Here is a 16,626-nt window from a genome sequence, read left to right as displayed (position 1 = left end):
CGCCAGTTAGTTTATACGGTTGTTGTTATGATGTGTGCAGTTCGTCGTTCTTTTGGAACAATATTTATGTAGTGCGTAACATAGGCAAAATATAACGCGGCATAATTTTCGACCAGTTCAATAAACGCCGGGTATATCGCCATTCGCCCGTCACCCCGATCTTTCAAATACCCCATCTCCTGGGCTGCCTTGATAATGCGGGTCACATGAATACGCGAAACAAAAAACTCTTTTGCAAGCGTTGCAGGTGAATATTCAATGGTTGCGCCGTGTGCGGTTTTGTTTTTGACGGCCTGCAGGTAGAGATAGAGCATAATCATGCGCCCGCCGTCTTTATCAATAAAAAGTCCAACTTCAGGCAAGATCTTCCTGAAGGTTAAGCCCCGAAAAAGATATTCCGCCGCCCGGCGGAAGAAATTATTCCGCGAAACGTCATGATCCAGTAAGTTGACATCAATGTTAAACGCAGGGTACAGAATACTGACGGGCACAAATGCGCCGGACATATAACGTTTGAGTTCCTCCAGTCCTTTTTGCGTGGGGGCAATATTGGTTTTACGTCGGTCTTCGGTGCAGCGCCAGGTTTTGATTCGCCCGGTCGTTCGAAGCAGAGTGATTATCGCAATAACGCTGTTAGGACTGGCAATTTTATAACGGGAACATAACTCTTTTATCTCGGAAACCGACTCGGCCTGATTGCCAAAGATGAAACAGCACATCGAGAGGATAATATTGAATCGGGATTCCTGAAGCATGGTTTTGTAAAACAGGGGCTGCTTTTTATAGATGACATCATTGATGGTGTAGTGCTCGCGTATTGCCTCGCCAAATCGGGGGTTATTCTTGATGACATCCCTTCGATGTAGCAAGGCCCTGGATGAGATATGATTATCCATAGCATTTTCTCTTTATTTGAACGAACCGATAAATGAAGGATCCAGTCTTCGTTTCGGAATTTTATTATACCCTGACATAAGAATATTTACCGTCGTTATTTGAAAAGAAAGATATATTTATTGCGCTTATGGATGCGGAAGATGATTAACCCAAAGATGTTCAGGCTCAATTGCAGGATAACAGTATATTAACCATCGCGCGTACTGTAAGATAAATATATGCATCTGGTTAAATGATTGTTGTTAGCTTTTACCTTTAGTTCCGTATTTCTCTCAGAATCGTCTTCTGTCGGAAAGGATCGCCTTTTTGTCTTCAGGAGCAGGCCATGGCCCATCAAAATACGTTCGAAGTTTCTGCCAGCCTTGAGCAAAAATTTGTTATCTCAGCCTGCAGTTTTACCTATCAAGGATACAGCCTTTTTCTAAAGGAGCAGGGGATCACGGCTTCGCAAATCCGATTTAACGGAGAGACGATTGCCCAGGGTGATATTAAGAATATCGTTATAAATCAGTATGCCGAGATATCGGTCTTTCTTGACAATGATGTGGTTAACTTACTGGATACGCTCAAGAAATTGGCTACGTTACTCAATGTGCTGCCGGTTATCCGCACGGTGACGCTCTATGGTCAGATACCCGATAGCTGGCTGTATCGTACGCTTGAAAATATGGTGGATAATAAAAATACGCTCTCTATGGTACGCGTGGCCACGCTGGTTGATGTCATCAACTGCGTTAAAACGAGTGATGGCCTGCGCCAGGCGCGTTCTCAGTTATTAAGTAAAAAATCGTTTTACTGTGAATATAAAGGCACGATGAAAGGATTAACCCGGCGCGAGCTTGACGTGTTACTGAATTTCTACCGCGGGATTTCCATAAAAGTACAGTGTGAAAGTTTGGGGCTGTCGAACAAAACGCTTTACACTCACCGAAAGGAAGGGGTGAAAAAATTACATCTGATAAAACCCTGGTTAAGCGATCGTAACCTGTTCAGAATGGAAGAGAGTAACCACAAGGATATGCAGGAAGAAGGACTTTCATCGCGCGAAGTCGAGATCTTTAACGCGTTACTGAGGCGGGAAATATTCCCGGTGTATCAAATTATCACCGATCGCTTTAAAAAAGGGGTGGGCTTTGAAATTTTGTTACGCTGGAACAATAACGGTAAAGTCTTAAAGCCAACCGAGTTTATGACAGACATTTCCAGCGTGGAAATATGGCTGAAAATCACCGCGCTGGTGATCCACGCAGCTGTCTCAGGTATCAATAAATACAATGGTAAATTCTATTTTTCGGTGAATATTCCCCCGCAACTGGCTTCGGGTAACGCCTTGCCGGGCATGGCAAAAAAAGCGACGGGAATGCTCTTACAGCCGCAGTGGGCGTCGAAACTTGTGTTTGAGTTTGCTGAAACCATTGATGTCACAAAAGATAAAGCAATCCCGGAAACCATGCAGCGTTTACGCAATACCGGCTGCAGATTATTCCTCGACGATTGTTTCTCAGACCACCATGTGATGTTCCCGGTTCGCCAGGTGCATTTTGACGGATTGAAACTGGATCGCGATATTGTCGAACAGTTTGTCGCCAATGATAATGACTATAATCTGATCAAAACCATTCAGTTCTACAGTGATATAACAGGAAGCGAGTGCGTTGCAGAAGGCGTGGACAGCGAGGAGAAATTTGAAAAACTCGCCGCTTTAGGCATTAAAAGCTTTCAGGGATATTATTTGTCGCGTGCGGTAAAAGAGGATGAATTAGATCGTATGGTGAGATTATTTAGCTAATGCAAAAGTGGCTGGCGGGCAGCAGGGCGTGATTTAACCCTTGCTGCCCACCCGCGCAAATTCAGAGTTTTTCCATCAAGTATTAAATATCGTCTCGCGTGAAGCCTACCACAATTTCCAGGGTATTGCGGATCACATCGCAGGCTTCAGGTTCTTTCGTTATTTCCAGGGCGTGAACCAGCTGTAAGATAATCTCTTTATTTGAAAGGTTATCACCGCAAAGCATAATGCACCGTATTGCCGATCCTAACACTTCAGCCTCATCAGAAAGATGCGAACCCGCGTTAAGAAAATGCTCGGCCAGTCCCTTATCATGCAGTGCTTCGAAATTATAGGCTTGCTGTATAATCGCTTTGCTCATGGTAGTCACCGTGTTGGTCGTAAATTAGTGTTTTTTGTCGGGCGCAAGAAGCGTGTCTTTTTTAAAAAGTGAACGAATTCGACCAACGTCATAATCCCCGATCACTCTTCCACGATCTTTCGAAACGCCGGTTATGCGCTGACGCACTTCATCTTCAGCGGCAATCAATGCATTTTTGCGTTCATCATTTGACTCAACATTCGCCATCGCAAGGAGCCGATTAGCAAGAGATGCAAAGGTGATAGGCCCGTTTTCCTTGAGGATGGTTAACACGGCCTCGCCAATTAAATCATCTTTAAGTCGTTCAAATTTAGTTCTATGCATAACGTCTATCTCACTCTGCTACGGCCTTGACGCCGTAACATTGGGTTAGTTATCGCGTACTGATAAGTATATTCTCTGTCTCTGCGTAACCAACTTTGTCACTTCACAATCAATTTTCAGGTTAGCGCTCAAAGAAGAGGGCGATGAGACCGTTGTAATGTGCCTTTTCGTGCTCACAGGATGACTCTTCAATGCGTCGCAGAAGCTTTGTACAAATTGTCATTCTGCTCAGTTGTACGTTTTCTTTGATAATTTCACTGACGATCAACCCGAGCGTCTCCTGCTTGGTTGGTATGTTGTTTTTGTTAAAATACAAAGTGATAGCGTGTTCTGTTGTCGAAGGCACTGAGTTGCGACGCATCATTTTCCACCGTTATCAAACATTTTCGTAACATCGATGTGATTGAATCTATACCATCCTGGTAAATCTGTACAGAGAAAGTGTACAACTTTTTCATTTTTGTGAAGAATATATTCTCCTGCTTAAGCACACATTTTCAGATTCTCTGCAATACTTTTTCCATACCGAAAAGGAGGGTATTCCATGCAAGACGGTTACTACTGGATAAAGTTCAGGGGCATCGTGCAGAAAGCCCGCTACTCTGACATTCCCGCGACGGATGTAGAGAAGGGCGAGCAGACGAGGGGCGTCTGGCACTTAATGGGAGAGGATATCGAAGTATGTTCTTCGGCGGAGGCCGTTGTTTTGTCAGAACTTCTGGGAGAGTCTGGAGCAGATATTTATTGAACGCTAACGCAGCAAGAAAAAAGGCCCCGTGGGGCCTGATATTATTTACGGCCGAGCAGAAGGCCAAGCACCACACCTACTGCACCCGCAGCAATGAGGCCTGACAGCGGATTATTTCTGACCGCTTCCGTCACATCCGAAACGGCATCGCTGGCCTGAGCAGCGTATTTTTTCGCAGCACCTTTCATCTGGTGCTTAGGTGAGTCAACGACATCGCCAAACTGCTGCTGTGCAGAGCCTGCCAGTTCATCAAGTTTGTTTTTCGCTTTGTCGCCCGCGTAGTCGGCATTCTTATCAGCATTAAAATCAGACATTGTTTCCCTCCTTTTGTAGATAGTTTAAGGATAGACCCAGTTTCAGAATTTATGTGCTTTAACCTTAAAAGTGATGCGTTTGGAGGCCTTTTTAGGATATGTCTCCCTGTTGGGTAGCCTGGGTGCGGCTGACAACTGTTAAGTTATTTTTGTTTATATAATCCACAGAGATAAATTAATAACGCATTGATGATAAAGGATAAAATGAATAAAATAGTGGTGTAATTGTCGTTCCAGTCCAGCTCTGTGACAAAACCGAAATTTCTGGTGTACAGGTGATAAAGAAGCACGTCAGGAAGGAAGTAGCAAAGAAGTGTATATATCACGAACAACATCATTGTTTCGGCAATCCACCTCAGAGCATGTTTTTTTGCGCTCATCAGTATACCTGTATCGTGCCCAGAGCTTTTAATTGTGGTGTGACCATCATTGCTCCTGAAGAAAGTACTAAATCCACCTAATCCCACTCTCTTAACCTGATTTTTTTGTGATCAAAAAAGCGCAATAAGTGACAAGGCTTGCAAGGAAAATAGCGGTGGCGAAAAAAACGTACAAAACAAAATCCATTATTAATTCATCACCATATATTCCAAAGTGCTCCGCCATAGCGTACTGGGTCTCTGGCGTAACAAGTTTATAAAGTGTGAGTAATGACAGAAACACCACGATAAACCATATCAAAACCAACGTGATGGCTTTCATTTAATAAACCTGGACAACGCCGTGCGCGATCAAATAGTTCCCTAATTGTTGCCCTCCCGTTCTGAGCAGTGCAGATGCCAATATCTTAAAGTCGCTCTGACTATAAAGCGTGATGCAACCCTTACTCAGCCCGGACGGCCCAATGGGATGCAATCTGAATTCACCCCGCCTTACTCCCTCAACAAATGTCTCATCATTTATCACTCCATCATCACGAAGTAGCGCGAACCACTCACTTCGATTCGAGCCAGTAAAAAAAGTGTTTACGCTATCTTTTGTTTGAGTGTACCAGCCGCCCAGTCCACGCAACACTATGTAATAGCGACCAGTAGGCAGCGGCCCAATGCTTGGCATTTTTGCGCAATCTGGATCATTCGTTGCGATCCCGTTCCCGGAAAATGCTGGAAAAAATCCCACGCCTGGCACGGCTAATGTTGCGTACTTTCCGCCACTAAGTTGGAAATAGCATTGCAACAAGTTCATCAGCGGTCATTCCATGAATCTTCAAAAATTATATTTCCGTCGCAGTACTTCCATGTGATCTTCTCGTAACGCAACGAAATGTTTTCGAGATGATTGTGCTTTTCCATTGCCGGGTTTTTAACGTCATGCATCAGCGGGCATATCGAGACGACTTTGACGTTCTCAAGCAGCATATTGAAGTACTCCACCTCCTGGCCTGCATCGTTGATCTTGTACCACTTAAATTCCGCAGATTTTAGCGTCTGCCCGGTGGCTACCGCTTTGTACAAGTATGGGCTGGCGCTGTCGAACTCCTTTTCGAATACCAGTGCGCTATGCACGCGGGTACCCGTGATTTTTCCCGTCATGCTATCGGTTGGCAGGTGCATACCATGACCAAACCCTACAACCTCAATAGAACCTTCTCGGTACCTTACATCTACCGAGCCTTTAATATCCGCGCCACCGTCGTCCTTTAACCACAGGTATGCTGGAATTGCCATTGCTAAACTCCTTTTAAGTAGACATTTCGGATATCTAATAAATACCTCTTTCCCCAATGCAGTTAGACAAAAAATGTCATATAAGATATTGATAAATAAGTATGTTATTAGGGATGTGGCGAATGGTTTTTTTGAAGGACCTCATGACAATTGCCCCAAAAGCCTCAACACAAGGATGTTTACATGAAGCCGATAAACACGTTACTATACCCCCCTATAGTATATAGGAGGGCGTATGCCGCATTCACCTGCTGACAAAAAACGTATCCTTACTCGCGTACGCCGCATCCGGGGCCAGGTCGATGCCCTCGAGCGTGCGCTTGAGTCCGGCGAACCCTGTCTGGCCATTCTGCAGCAAATTGCCGCCGTGCGCGGTGCGGCGAATGGCCTGATGGGCGAAATGGTCGAAATTCACCTCAAAGATGAGCTGGTCACGGGAGAGACAACCCCGGATCAGCGGGCAGTTCGGATGGCGGAAGTCGGCCATTTGCTGCGCTCTTATCTAAAATAAACCCACAGACCTCACTACAAGGGAAGAGACACTATGAAATCTCGCGCAGCTGTTGCATTCGGTCCAGGCCAGCCGTTGAAAATCGTTGAAATTGACGTCGCGCCGCCGAAAAAAGGCGAAGTGCTGATCAAAATTACCCACACCGGCGTGTGTCATACCGACGCCTTTACCCTGTCGGGTGAGGATCCGGAGGGCGTGTTCCCGGCGGTGCTCGGCCACGAAGGCGGCGGCGTGGTGGTTGAAGTAGGCGAGGGCGTCACCAGCCTGAAGCCCGGCGACCACGTTATTCCGCTGTACACCGCCGAATGCGGTGAGTGCAAGTTCTGTAAATCCGGTAAAACCAACCTGTGCCAGGCGGTACGCGCTACCCAGGGCAAGGGACTGATGCCTGACGGCACCACCCGTTTCTCCTTGAACGGTGAACCGATTTATCACTACATGGGCACCAGTACCTTCAGCGAATACACCGTGTGTGCGGAGATCTCGCTGGCGAAGGTTAACCCGCAGGCACCGCTGGATAAAGTGTGTCTGCTGGGCTGCGGCGTGACGACCGGTATCGGCGCGGTACACAACACTGCGAAAGTGAAAGAGGGCGATACCGTTGCGGTATTCGGTCTGGGCGGAATTGGCCTTGCGGTTATCCAGGGCGCGGTTCAGGCAAAAGCCGGGCGTATCATCGCGGTGGACACCAACCCGGAGAAATTCAAACTCGCGGGTGAGATGGGCGCGACCGATTTCGTGAACCCAAATGATGACGCAAGGCCGGTTCAGGAGGTGATTGTTGAGCTGACCGACGGCGGCGTTGACTTCAGCTTCGAGTGTATCGGCAACGTCAATGTGATGCGTGCTGCGCTTGAATGCTGCCACAAAGGCTGGGGCGAAAGCATCATCATCGGCGTCGCGGGTGCGGGGCAGGAGATCAAAACCCGTCCGTTCCAGCTGGTCACGGGCCGCGTATGGCGCGGATCGGCGTTCGGTGGTGTGAAAGGCCGTACTCAACTGCCGGGCATGGTAGAAGATGCGATGGCTGGCAAAATCCAGCTCGATCCGTTCATTACCCACCGTTTACCGCTGGATCAGATCAACGAAGCGTTCGATCTGATGCATCAGGGCAAGTCCATTCGTACCGTCATACATTTCGGCGACAACTAATTATTCTGCCAGCGGTTTTTGCCGCTGGCCTTTCCTGCATATTCTTCTCTAAAGTGTGACCTGGCTGGCGCTTTTAGCCATAAGCAAATTCCCCGCCGTGCCGATGACTATTTTACAGGCGTGTTTATACGCATCTTACCTATAAGAGAGTCGACGGTCATGGACAACACAACATCGATGCAGGCGCAGCAGCGGCTGGGCTTCTTGCATCATATCCGGCTGGTTCCGCTGTTTTCCTCCATTCTCGGTGGCATTATTCTTCTGTTCGCCCTGAGCGCAGGGCTGGCAGGGTATTTCCTGCTAAAAGCCGATACCGATCAGCAGGATGTTACATCCGAAATTCAGGTACGTATGGGGCTGTCGAACAGTTCGAACCATCTGCGTACCGCCCGTATCAATATGATCCACGCCGGTGCGGCGAGCCGTATCGCGGAAATGGACGCGATGAAAGAGAACATCGCCGAGGCGGAAAAACGCATCAAGCAGTCGCAGGAGGGGTTTACCGCCTATATGAACCGTCCGGTCCGTTCCCCTGCGGATGAAGCCCTGGACAGCGATCTGAAAACCCGCTTCGATGCCTATATCGCTGGTCTTCAGCCGATGCTCAAATATGCCAAAAACGGCATGTTTGAAGCCATCATCAATCACGAAAATGAGAGCGCCCGTCCGCTGGATGATGCCTATAACGACGTGCTGTTAAAGGCGATCAAGATCCGTACCGATCGCGCTAACGCCCTCTCCACGCAGGCGTATACCCGCACCCAGCTGGGGCTGATGTTTATGGTTGGGGCTTTTGCGTTAGCCCTGGTGCTCACGGTGATGACCTTCGTGGTGCTGCGCCGTACCGTGATCAACCCGCTCCAGCGCGCGGCTACGCGCATCGAGAATATCGCGAAGGGCGATTTGACGATGCCGGACGAGTCGACGGGCCGCAGCGAGATTGGCCGTCTGACGCGGGACCTGCAGACGATGCAGCACTCGCTGGTGACCACGGTAGGGACCGTGCGTCAGGGAGCGGAGGAGATCTACCGCGGCACGAGTGAGATTTCCGCCGGTAATACCGATCTGTCATCGCGTACCGAACAGCAGGCCGCCGCCATTGAGCAGACCGCGGCCAGCATGGAGCAGCTGACGGCAACCGTGAAGCAAAACGCCGATAACGCTCACCATGCCAGCAAGCTGGCGGAGGATGCGTCCGGTAAAGCCAGCCGGGGTGGCCAGATGGTCTCCGGGGTGGTGAAAACGATGGGCAACATCTCCACCAGTTCGAAGAAAATTTCTGAAATCACTGCCGTCATCAACAGCATTGCTTTCCAGACCAATATCCTTGCGCTCAACGCCGCAGTAGAGGCGGCGCGTGCCGGAGAACAAGGGCGTGGATTTGCGGTGGTGGCAAGCGAAGTGCGTACCCTGGCGAGCCGCAGTGCCAACGCCGCGAAAGAGATTGAAAGCCTGATCAACGAGTCCGTTTCACTGATTGACCAGGGCTCTGGCGAGGTGGTAGCAGCGGGTAACACCATGAATGAGATTGTTGATGCGGTGAAACGCGTCACCGATATCATGCTTGAAATTGCTGCCGCGTCGGATGAACAGAGTCGCGGTATCGTTCAGGTAAGCCAGGCTATCTCTGAAATGGATAAAGTAACCCAGCAGAACGCCTCGCTGGTGGAAGAAGCCTCAGCGGCGGCGGCATCTCTGGAAGAACAGGGCGCGCGTCTGACCGAGGCGGTAGGGGCATTTCGTCTGAGCGGCGCGAAGCAGGGCCGCGCGGTGACGGCTGCACCGGTGGCGCAGAACGTACCGTTGCGCCAGGCGGCAACGATTTCCGGGGATAACTGGGAGACGTTCTGAGTCGCGGAGTGTATCGGGTGGCGCTTCGCTTACCCGACCTATAACATCTGACCTACAAAAAAAGGGACCTTTCGGTCCCTTTTTCATTGTTTACTTCTTGTCCGGTAACGCATACGCGATAACGTAATCACCGCGATCCGGTGACTGGCGCGCGCCGCCTGCGTTGATGATGATGTACTGTTTACCGGTTTTCGGCGAAACGTAGGTCATCGGGCCGGACTGGCTGCCCACCGGCAGACGGTCTTTCCAGATCTCTTTCCCGGTTGCGGTATCAAACGCGCGCAGGTAGAAGTCCTGGGTACCGGCAAAGAACAGCAGGCCGGACTGCGTGGAGAGTGATGCCCCAAGCGTAGGCATACCGATCGGGATTGGCATATGCATGCGGATCCCCAGCGGACCGGTGTCTTCGACCGTGCCGACCGGAACCTGCCACACCAGCTTGCCGGATTTCAGGTCAACGGCTGACATGGTGCCAAACGGCGGCTTCTGACACGGAATGCCCAGCGGCGACAGGAAACGTTCGCGCATTGCGCCGAACGGCGTGCCGTCCATCGGGACAATCCCCATTTCGATACCGCTGGCGTCTTTCGCCACGTTAGCGCGAGGAACCATGTAGTTCGCCAGCCCCAGACGCATGTCGTTAACGAACATCAGGCCATTGTTCGGGTCAACCGACACGCTGCCCCAGTTCATCCCGCCAAGAGAGCCAGGGAATTGCAGAGAGCGGTCCAGACCCGGCGGGGTAAAGACGCCCTGATGACGCATCTCTTTAAACTGAATACGGCACAGCAGCAGGTCAACCGGCGTTGCGCCCCACATGTCGGATTCGGTCAGCGTCTGGTTGCCGATCATCGGCATGCCAACGGAATAGGGCTGAGTAGGCGAATAGCGCTCACCCTCAACGTTACCCGCAGGCACAGGGCGTTCTTCAACTTTCGCCACCGGCTTGCCGGTTTCGCGGTTGAGCATAAAGATCATGCCCTGCTTGCTGGTCTGTACCAGCACTGGCGTGGTACCGCCTTTACCGTCCGGCAGATCGTACAGCAGCGGCTGGGAAGGCAGGTCGAAATCCCACAGGTCGTGGTGCGTGGTCTGGAAATGCCAGCGAACCTGGCCGGTGGAGGCGTCCACGGCGACAATCGACGAGCTGTACTTGTCATCCAGCGCGGTACGTTCACCCGCCCAGAAATCTGGCGTTGCGTTACCCGTTGGCAGATAAATCAGGTTCAGTCCGGCGTCGTAGGACATGGCAGACCAGACGTTCGGGGTACCGCGCGTGTAGGTCTTGCCTTCTGGGGGCTCGCCGGTCAATGCAGGGTTGCCCGGATCCCAGGCCCACGCCAGTTTACCGGTATGAACGTCGTAGGCACGTACCACGCCCGGCGGTTCACCGGTGGAGAAGTTATCCGCCACGCGTCCGCCGACCACGACCACGTTGCCCGCGACCAGCGGCGTCGAGGTTTGCTGGTAATAGCCGGGTTTAATTTCACCCATGCCGACGCTCAGGTCGACAGTGCCATGGTCGCCAAAGTCGTCACAGACCTTGCCGTTGTCCGCGTTGATAGCAATCAGACGGGCATCAGTGGTAGGCAGGAACAGGCGACGCGGGCAGGCCGCAGGCTGAGTTTCTGCTTGTGACGTTGTCACGCTCGAGCGATCTTCAAAGTAGCCCAGCCCGCGGCAGCGCTGCCAGTTCGGGGCCGTTGCTTTTGAGTCGTAACGCCATTTCTCTTTGCCGGAGTCAACATCCAGCGCCAGCACTTTGCTGTACGGCGTACACACGTACAGCGTGTCGCCTACCTGCAGCGGGGTGTTCTGATCTTCTGCACCCGAGCCGTTGCTTTGAGGGATGTCGCCGGTATGGGCCACCCAGGCCACTTTGAGCTCGTTGATGTTTTGCTTATTAATCTGGTCGAGTGCGGCAAAACGGTCACCGTGGGTGGTGTTTCCCCAGTGTTCCCAGTTCTTCTGCTGTTCGCCGGGTGCCACCGGTTTTACTGGCACCGGTTCGTTGGCCGCGACCAGCGTTTGCGGTTTGAACATCCAGCCGAGGCTCACCAGCATACCAACAGCCAGCACCGCCGCAACGCCAAAGGCAGGCGCTTTGTTCACCGGCGTGCCGTGCTGCGCCGCGCGCAGATAAGGCCATACGATGGCACACAGAAACGCCAGCACCGCAAAGGTGAACAGGCGTGAGAACAGCGGCCAGAAATCCCAGCCTGCATCGCTCACTGCCCAGAACAGCGAGGTGATAAACGCCAGGGCGTAGAGCACGATCCCGATGGTGCGATTGGTGAAAATCAGGATGGCAGCAATCACCATCACGATGCCCATGATCAGGAAGTACCAGCTTCCGCCCACGGTGGCGAGCTTTAAGCCCAGCCCGCCGACAGCCAGACCGATGAGCACCATCAGTCCGGCAAGAAGCCACTGCAGAATACGAGGTACTCCGCGTGGCGCGTTGCCAAATGCCATTTCTGTCTCCTTAAATACACCCGTCCTGTCAGGCTTGCGTGGTGTCTGTACCAAATGGGTAATTAATATTGAGGTTAAGCAGGGTTTCACGCTTAAGGCAGGGCTTTAAGCGGCTAAATTCACCTTTTATAAATGATGTGTGAACCATTTGGTGAATTCGTGGCTATGATAAATCTGTTAAATTGTTTTACGCAATTGTTAATGAATAATTTCGCATTTATTGATTAGCAAAAAGAAGCAACCCGTCATCACGACGGGTTAAGCAGGCGGGAGAAAAAGGGGTAATTACACCGGCATGGACTTACGAATTGCGCTCAGCAGGGTTTGCGCGCCCGCCGAGAGCGGGGTATCCACGCGGGTCAAAATGCCGATAGGTTCGCCCGCCCCGGGAGAGGTGACCGGCAGTGCAATCAGCGTGCCGCGGCGTAAATCGTCTTTGACCGCCCCTGACGGGACAAACCAGACATAGTCGTAATCGACGGTAAGTTGGCGCGAAAGGGAGGCCGACAGCGTTTCGATGCAGCCCGAGGGCAGCGAGCAGCCCTGCATCTGCAGCATGGTTTCGGCGTTCTGTCGCGGGACCGTGCCCTGCGGCGACACCACCACTGGCCACTCCATAACCCGGCTCAGGGTGACGGTGTCCTGCAAGAGTGGATGATTTGGCCGCACCACCAGCTTGAGGGATTCGAGAAACAGCAGCTCATAGTTCAGGCCGCTCATCAGTTCGGGGTCGGACATTCTGCCGATACCCAGATCCAGTTCGCCGGATTTCAGCCCCGCGAGCAGCATGGTGTTGTTCATGGTGGCGACCTGAAGCGTGGTGTGCCGTTGCTGCCGGTGAAACTGCCCGATAACCGGCGGCAAGATCCCCAGCGCCGCAGTAGGCAGCGCGCCTATGCGTACCACTTCGCAGACGGGTTCATCTTTACGGTTTAAAGCCTGACCTGCGGTGTTAAGGGCGTCAAGCACCTTAACGGCGTGCGTAAGAAATTGCTCCCCCACGATGGTCAATTGCGCCCCGAGGCGGCCGCGATCGAACAGGCGCGTTCCGGTGAGCTGCTCGAGTTCGTTCAGCGTTTTTGAAAGTGCAGGTTGACTGAGATTAAGGGTTTCAGCCGCACGCCCCAGCGTTCCCTGTTGAGCGACGGCCACAAATGTATGTAAATGGCGCAAGCGTATGCGCTGACTGAACAGACCATTTTTTTCCATAGGCGATGTTTAAAACAGAGCGATGCCGCTGACAAGCGATGTTGTTTAATTTTGATAACTTCATTGCAAAATATTATTAACATTCGATCTGTTTGAGTTACAAGCGCTTTTTGGTCCGGGCGGGCTGGCGCGCCGCCCTGACCCTGGATTTATCAGTGGTAACCTTCGGTATCAGACACTTTGCCGCGGAAAACGTAGTAGCTCCAGGCGGTGTACACAAGGATCACCGGGATGATTAACAGCGTGCCGACCAGCATAAACAGCTGACTGGAAGGCGGGGCTGCGGCTTCCCACAGGGTAATGCGCGGGGGAATGATATGCGGCCACAGGCTGATGCCCAGCCCGCTGAACCCGAGGAAGATAAGCCCAAGGGTCAGCAGGAACGGGCGGGCGTGGCTGTGCGGGTTGTGAGTCATTCGCCAAATCCACAGGCTCAGCACGCCAACCAGCAGCGGAACCGGGAGGAACCAGAAAAAGTTTGGCAGCGTGAACCAGCGCTCGGCCACGTACTGCCAGCCAAGCGGTGTCCAGATACTTACCACGGCAATCACCGCAATCAGCGCCAGCAATACCCGGCGGGTAAGATAGCGCATGCGGATCTGCAGTTCACCTTCGCTTTTCATTATAAGCCAGGTGGTGGCGAGCAGGGTGTAAGCGACCATAAGGCCCAGGCCGCAGAACAGGTTGAACGGGGTGAACCAGTCGAGCGCAGAGCCAGCGAAACGTCGGCCTTCAACGTCGAAGCCGTTGATCATCGCCCCCACGACAATCCCCTGGCTGAAGGTGGCAAGCAGCGAGCCGCCAGCAAAGGCATAGTCCCAGAATTTGCGGTGCGACGGCGTGGCCTTAAAGCGAAACTCGAACGCCACCCCGCGAAAGATCAGGCCAATCAGCATAGCGGTCAGGGGAATGGTCAGGGCATCGATGATGACCGCATAGGCCAGCGGAAAGGCGCCAAACAGCCCCGCGCCGCCCAGCACCAGCCAGGTTTCATTGCCATCCCACACCGGGGCTACGCTGTTGACCATCACATCGCGTTCTTTCGCGTCGCCGACAAAATTAAACAGCAGGCCAATGCCCAGATCGAAACCGTCCATGATGATGTACATCAGCGTGGCAAAAACGATGATCGCGATCCAGATGACAGAGATATCAACGCCCATCAGGGTCTCTCCTGTTCAGAAACCGACTCGGCGGCAGACAGCGGACGGGCAGGGGTGCCCGAGGTATTCGATGTCAGCGTGCTGACAGGTTGTGGGCCTTTCTTGATCAGCCTGACGAGATAGACATAGCCCACGCCAAAGACCGAACAGTAGACCAGGATAAAGGCCAACAGGCTGATGCTCATTTGCAGCGTGCTATGCAGCGATACCGCGTCAATGGTGCGCAGATAGCCATAGACCACCCACGGCTGACGGCCCACCTCGGTGGTGACCCAGCCCGCCAGCAGCGCGACCAGCCCGGCAGGCCCCATACAGAAGGCGAACCAGTGAAACAGACGGGAGTGGTACAGCCGGTTGCGATAGCGTAGCCAGACGCTGATCGCCCCAAGCGCAATCATCAGCAGCCCCATGCCAACCATAATGCGGAATGACCAGAAGACGATAAGCGAGTTTGGACGCTCGTCTTTGGGGAACTCTTTCAGGGCGGGAACCTGTTTATCGAGGCTGTGCGTCAGGATCAAACTGCCCAGGGCAGGAATTTCCAGCCCGTATTTGGTGCGCTCCTCATCCATATCCGGCACGCCGAACAGCAGCAGCGGGGTTGCTTCACCCGGGCGGTTCTCCCAGTGGCCTTCGATAGCGGCAATTTTCGCGGGCTGATGTTCCAGCGTGTTCAGACCATGCATATCCCCGACCACGGCCTGAATGGGCGCAACCAGCAGCGCCATCCACATCGCCATAGAGAACATTTTGCGTATGGCGGGCGTGTCGTTTCCGCGCAGCAGATGCCAGGCCCCGGAAGCGCCGACAAACAATGCGCTGCACAAGAACGCGGCAATCGACATGTGGATAAGACGATACGGGAAGGAGGGGTTAAAAATGATAGCCAACCAGTCCTGCGGGATCACCTGGCCATTTTCGATGGTGAACCCCTGAGGGGTGTGCATCCAGCTGTTAGACGCAAGGATCCAGAAGGTGGACATCAGTGTGCCCAGCGCCACCATGCAGGTTGCAAAGAAATGCAGGCCGGGGCCGACTTTGTTCCACCCAAACAGCATTACGCCAAGGAAACCGGCCTCCAGGAAGAAGGCGGTAAGCACTTCGTAGGTCAGTAACGGACCGGTGATACTCCCGGCGAACTGCGAGAAGCCGCTCCAGTTGGTGCCGAACTGGTACGCCATGACCAGCCCGGAGACGACGCCCATGCCGAAGTTAACCGCGAATATTTTGAGCCAGAAATGGTACAGCGATCGCCACACGTCGTTTTTGGTACGCAGCCACATGCCTTCAAGTACCACGAGATAGCTGGCAAGCCCAATGGTGATCGCCGGAAAGAGAATATGAAAGGAGACGGTAAAAGCGAACTGAATCCTGGCCAGATGAAAGGCGTCGAGTTCGAACATGGTTCCTACCTCTGGAACGAATGGCCTCTGGAACGGATGGTGCACTGGCGCTGCCAGACAGCGTTCAACTGTCTGGCATGCTTCTGACTATTTTTTCGCTTCGACCCCGGAGGTCTCTGAGCGTTGTAAGAACTGTTCCGTCGTCTGCGGAATATGGGTGATCAGCCACTCAGCCATCGCTTTTTCTTCGGCAAGGATAGATTCAATGGCCGGCACGGAGGCGGTATCGCCTGCGCGTTTGGCTGCCGCCAGCAGGGAGGTATAGCAGGCAATCTCAAATTGCTCGAAAACATAGCCGCTGATGGACCCTTTCACGATTTCATCGGACGGGAACATACCGCCAATGGACTGGCCGAGCGCGGCCATCTTGCTCATGGAGTCTTTGAGGACGGAACGAGAAATATCATTGCGGTCGAGGATCTCTTCCAGCAAACTGATTTGACGTTTTGTCTCGCTAATATGTTGTTCAATTCGGGAGCGGATGTCAGGGTAATTATCGATGCGGCTGGCCATGGATTCCAGCATTGATTCCGCTTGCTTTTCCATCGCATGGGCATCGCGTAGCCAGTCATGATAGTGTTCTACGTGATTCATAATCGTGTCCTCAATTATTAGATGGTCAATTTATTGTTACTCTCTGCAATTCGAACTGCACCTGCAGTACACTACTCATTCATTATAAAAACAGAAGGAATAACGAGAATTAACCACAGCAGTGCTGCCGCTAAAAAGCATCCTTTAACGATCGCCAGACAGATGCTT

18 protein-coding genes are annotated in these 16,626 nt (G+C 52.3%); 5 read left to right on the top strand and 13 right to left on the bottom strand.

What is annotated here, in order from left to right:
* Window positions 1–11 precede the first annotated feature (11 nt).
* The gene (locus I6L58_RS01925) at window positions 12–896 is read right to left on the bottom strand and encodes a hypothetical protein (RefSeq protein ID WP_006175158.1); all 885 of its coding nucleotides are present in this window, start codon (window positions 894–896) and stop codon (window positions 12–14) included.
* A gap of 326 nt (window positions 897–1,222) precedes the next feature.
* Between I6L58_RS01925 and I6L58_RS01920 the strand changes: the two genes are divergently transcribed.
* A complete protein-coding gene (locus I6L58_RS01920) occupies window positions 1,223–2,686 on the top strand; it encodes an EAL domain-containing protein (RefSeq protein WP_088209059.1) in 1,464 nt (487 codons plus the stop codon).
* An 82-nt stretch (window positions 2,687–2,768) separates the two neighbouring features.
* Here the strand turns inward: I6L58_RS01920 and I6L58_RS01915 are convergent, their stop codons facing one another.
* The 3 genes from I6L58_RS01915 to ycgZ form a co-directional block, all read right to left on the bottom strand.
* Entirely contained in the window at window positions 2,769–3,047 is a 279-nt protein-coding gene (locus I6L58_RS01915; protein ID WP_006175161.1) for a biofilm development regulator YmgB/AriR family protein, read from the bottom strand.
* 24 nt (window positions 3,048–3,071) lie between these two features.
* A complete protein-coding gene (locus I6L58_RS01910) occupies window positions 3,072–3,371 on the bottom strand; it encodes a hypothetical protein (RefSeq protein ID WP_006175163.1) in 300 nt (99 codons plus the stop codon).
* A gap of 121 nt (window positions 3,372–3,492) precedes the next feature.
* Entirely contained in the window at window positions 3,493–3,732 is a 240-nt protein-coding gene (ycgZ, locus tag I6L58_RS22875; protein ID WP_042319765.1) for a regulatory protein YcgZ, read from the bottom strand.
* A 183-nt stretch (window positions 3,733–3,915) separates the two neighbouring features.
* Between ycgZ and I6L58_RS01905 the strand changes: the two genes are divergently transcribed.
* Window positions 3,916–4,119, top strand: a complete 204-nt coding sequence (locus I6L58_RS01905; protein ID WP_006175166.1) for a hypothetical protein — start codon at window positions 3,916–3,918, stop codon at window positions 4,117–4,119.
* A gap of 41 nt (window positions 4,120–4,160) precedes the next feature.
* On the opposite strand, the gene I6L58_RS01900 is transcribed toward I6L58_RS01905, so the two are convergent.
* The 4 genes from I6L58_RS01900 to I6L58_RS01885 all read right to left on the bottom strand — a co-directional run bounded on the left by I6L58_RS01900 (window position 4,161) and on the right by I6L58_RS01885 (window position 6,100).
* Window positions 4,161–4,433: a CsbD family protein gene (locus I6L58_RS01900; RefSeq protein ID WP_058608818.1), complete on the bottom strand. Its 273-nt coding sequence runs from the start codon at window positions 4,431–4,433 to the stop codon at window positions 4,161–4,163.
* Between the two features lie 471 nt (window positions 4,434–4,904).
* Window positions 4,905–5,135, bottom strand: a complete 231-nt coding sequence (locus I6L58_RS01895) for a hypothetical protein (RefSeq protein WP_088209061.1) — start codon at window positions 5,133–5,135, stop codon at window positions 4,905–4,907.
* On the bottom strand, window positions 5,136–5,618 hold the full coding sequence (locus I6L58_RS01890) for a DUF2778 domain-containing protein (RefSeq protein ID WP_088209062.1): 483 nt from the start codon (window positions 5,616–5,618) through the stop codon (window positions 5,136–5,138).
* A complete protein-coding gene (locus I6L58_RS01885; protein ID WP_088209063.1) occupies window positions 5,618–6,100 on the bottom strand; it encodes an Hcp family type VI secretion system effector in 483 nt (160 codons plus the stop codon). The genes I6L58_RS01890 and I6L58_RS01885 overlap by 1 nt, the downstream gene beginning before the upstream one ends.
* 235 nt (window positions 6,101–6,335) lie before the next feature.
* Between I6L58_RS01885 and I6L58_RS01880 the strand changes: the two genes are divergently transcribed.
* The 3 genes from I6L58_RS01880 (at window position 6,336) to I6L58_RS01870 (ending at window position 9,614) form a co-directional block, all read left to right on the top strand.
* A complete protein-coding gene (locus tag I6L58_RS01880; protein WP_006175178.1) occupies window positions 6,336–6,611 on the top strand; it encodes a metal/formaldehyde-sensitive transcriptional repressor in 276 nt (91 codons plus the stop codon).
* A gap of 33 nt (window positions 6,612–6,644) precedes the next feature.
* Window positions 6,645–7,763 (top strand): S-(hydroxymethyl)glutathione dehydrogenase/class III alcohol dehydrogenase, encoded by a 1,119-nt coding sequence (locus I6L58_RS01875; RefSeq protein ID WP_006175179.1) that lies wholly within the window; start codon window positions 6,645–6,647, stop codon window positions 7,761–7,763.
* A 159-nt stretch (window positions 7,764–7,922) separates the two neighbouring features.
* Window positions 7,923–9,614 (top strand): methyl-accepting chemotaxis protein, encoded by a 1,692-nt coding sequence (locus I6L58_RS01870; RefSeq protein WP_088209064.1) that lies wholly within the window; start codon window positions 7,923–7,925, stop codon window positions 9,612–9,614.
* Window positions 9,615–9,704: 90 nt separating this feature from the next.
* On the opposite strand, the gene I6L58_RS01865 is transcribed toward I6L58_RS01870, so the two are convergent.
* From I6L58_RS01865 to I6L58_RS01845, 5 genes are all read right to left on the bottom strand, one after another.
* Entirely contained in the window at window positions 9,705–12,089 is a 2,385-nt protein-coding gene (locus I6L58_RS01865; RefSeq protein ID WP_088209065.1) for a glucose/quinate/shikimate family membrane-bound PQQ-dependent dehydrogenase, read from the bottom strand.
* A 285-nt stretch (window positions 12,090–12,374) separates the two neighbouring features.
* A complete protein-coding gene (locus I6L58_RS01860; protein WP_058608811.1) occupies window positions 12,375–13,298 on the bottom strand; it encodes a LysR substrate-binding domain-containing protein in 924 nt (307 codons plus the stop codon).
* A gap of 152 nt (window positions 13,299–13,450) precedes the next feature.
* Window positions 13,451–14,461, bottom strand: a complete 1,011-nt coding sequence (gene cydB / locus I6L58_RS01855; RefSeq protein ID WP_006175183.1) for a cytochrome d ubiquinol oxidase subunit II — start codon at window positions 14,459–14,461, stop codon at window positions 13,451–13,453.
* Complete coding sequence (locus tag I6L58_RS01850) at window positions 14,461–15,864, bottom strand: cytochrome ubiquinol oxidase subunit I (protein ID WP_088209066.1); 1,404 nt, start codon at window positions 15,862–15,864, stop codon at window positions 14,461–14,463. Before I6L58_RS01850 ends, cydB begins: the two co-directional genes overlap by 1 nt.
* Before the next feature lie 87 nt (window positions 15,865–15,951).
* A complete protein-coding gene (locus I6L58_RS01845) occupies window positions 15,952–16,458 on the bottom strand; it encodes a ferritin-like domain-containing protein (RefSeq protein WP_006175186.1) in 507 nt (168 codons plus the stop codon).
* Window positions 16,459–16,626 lie beyond the last annotated feature (168 nt).

Origin of the sequence: Enterobacter cancerogenus, assembly GCF_019047785.1 — a bacterium.
Classification (GTDB): domain Bacteria; phylum Pseudomonadota; class Gammaproteobacteria; order Enterobacterales; family Enterobacteriaceae; genus Enterobacter; species Enterobacter cancerogenus.
The sequence above is the reverse complement of the archived record's forward strand: the minus strand, read 5'-3'. Positions and strand labels throughout refer to the sequence as shown.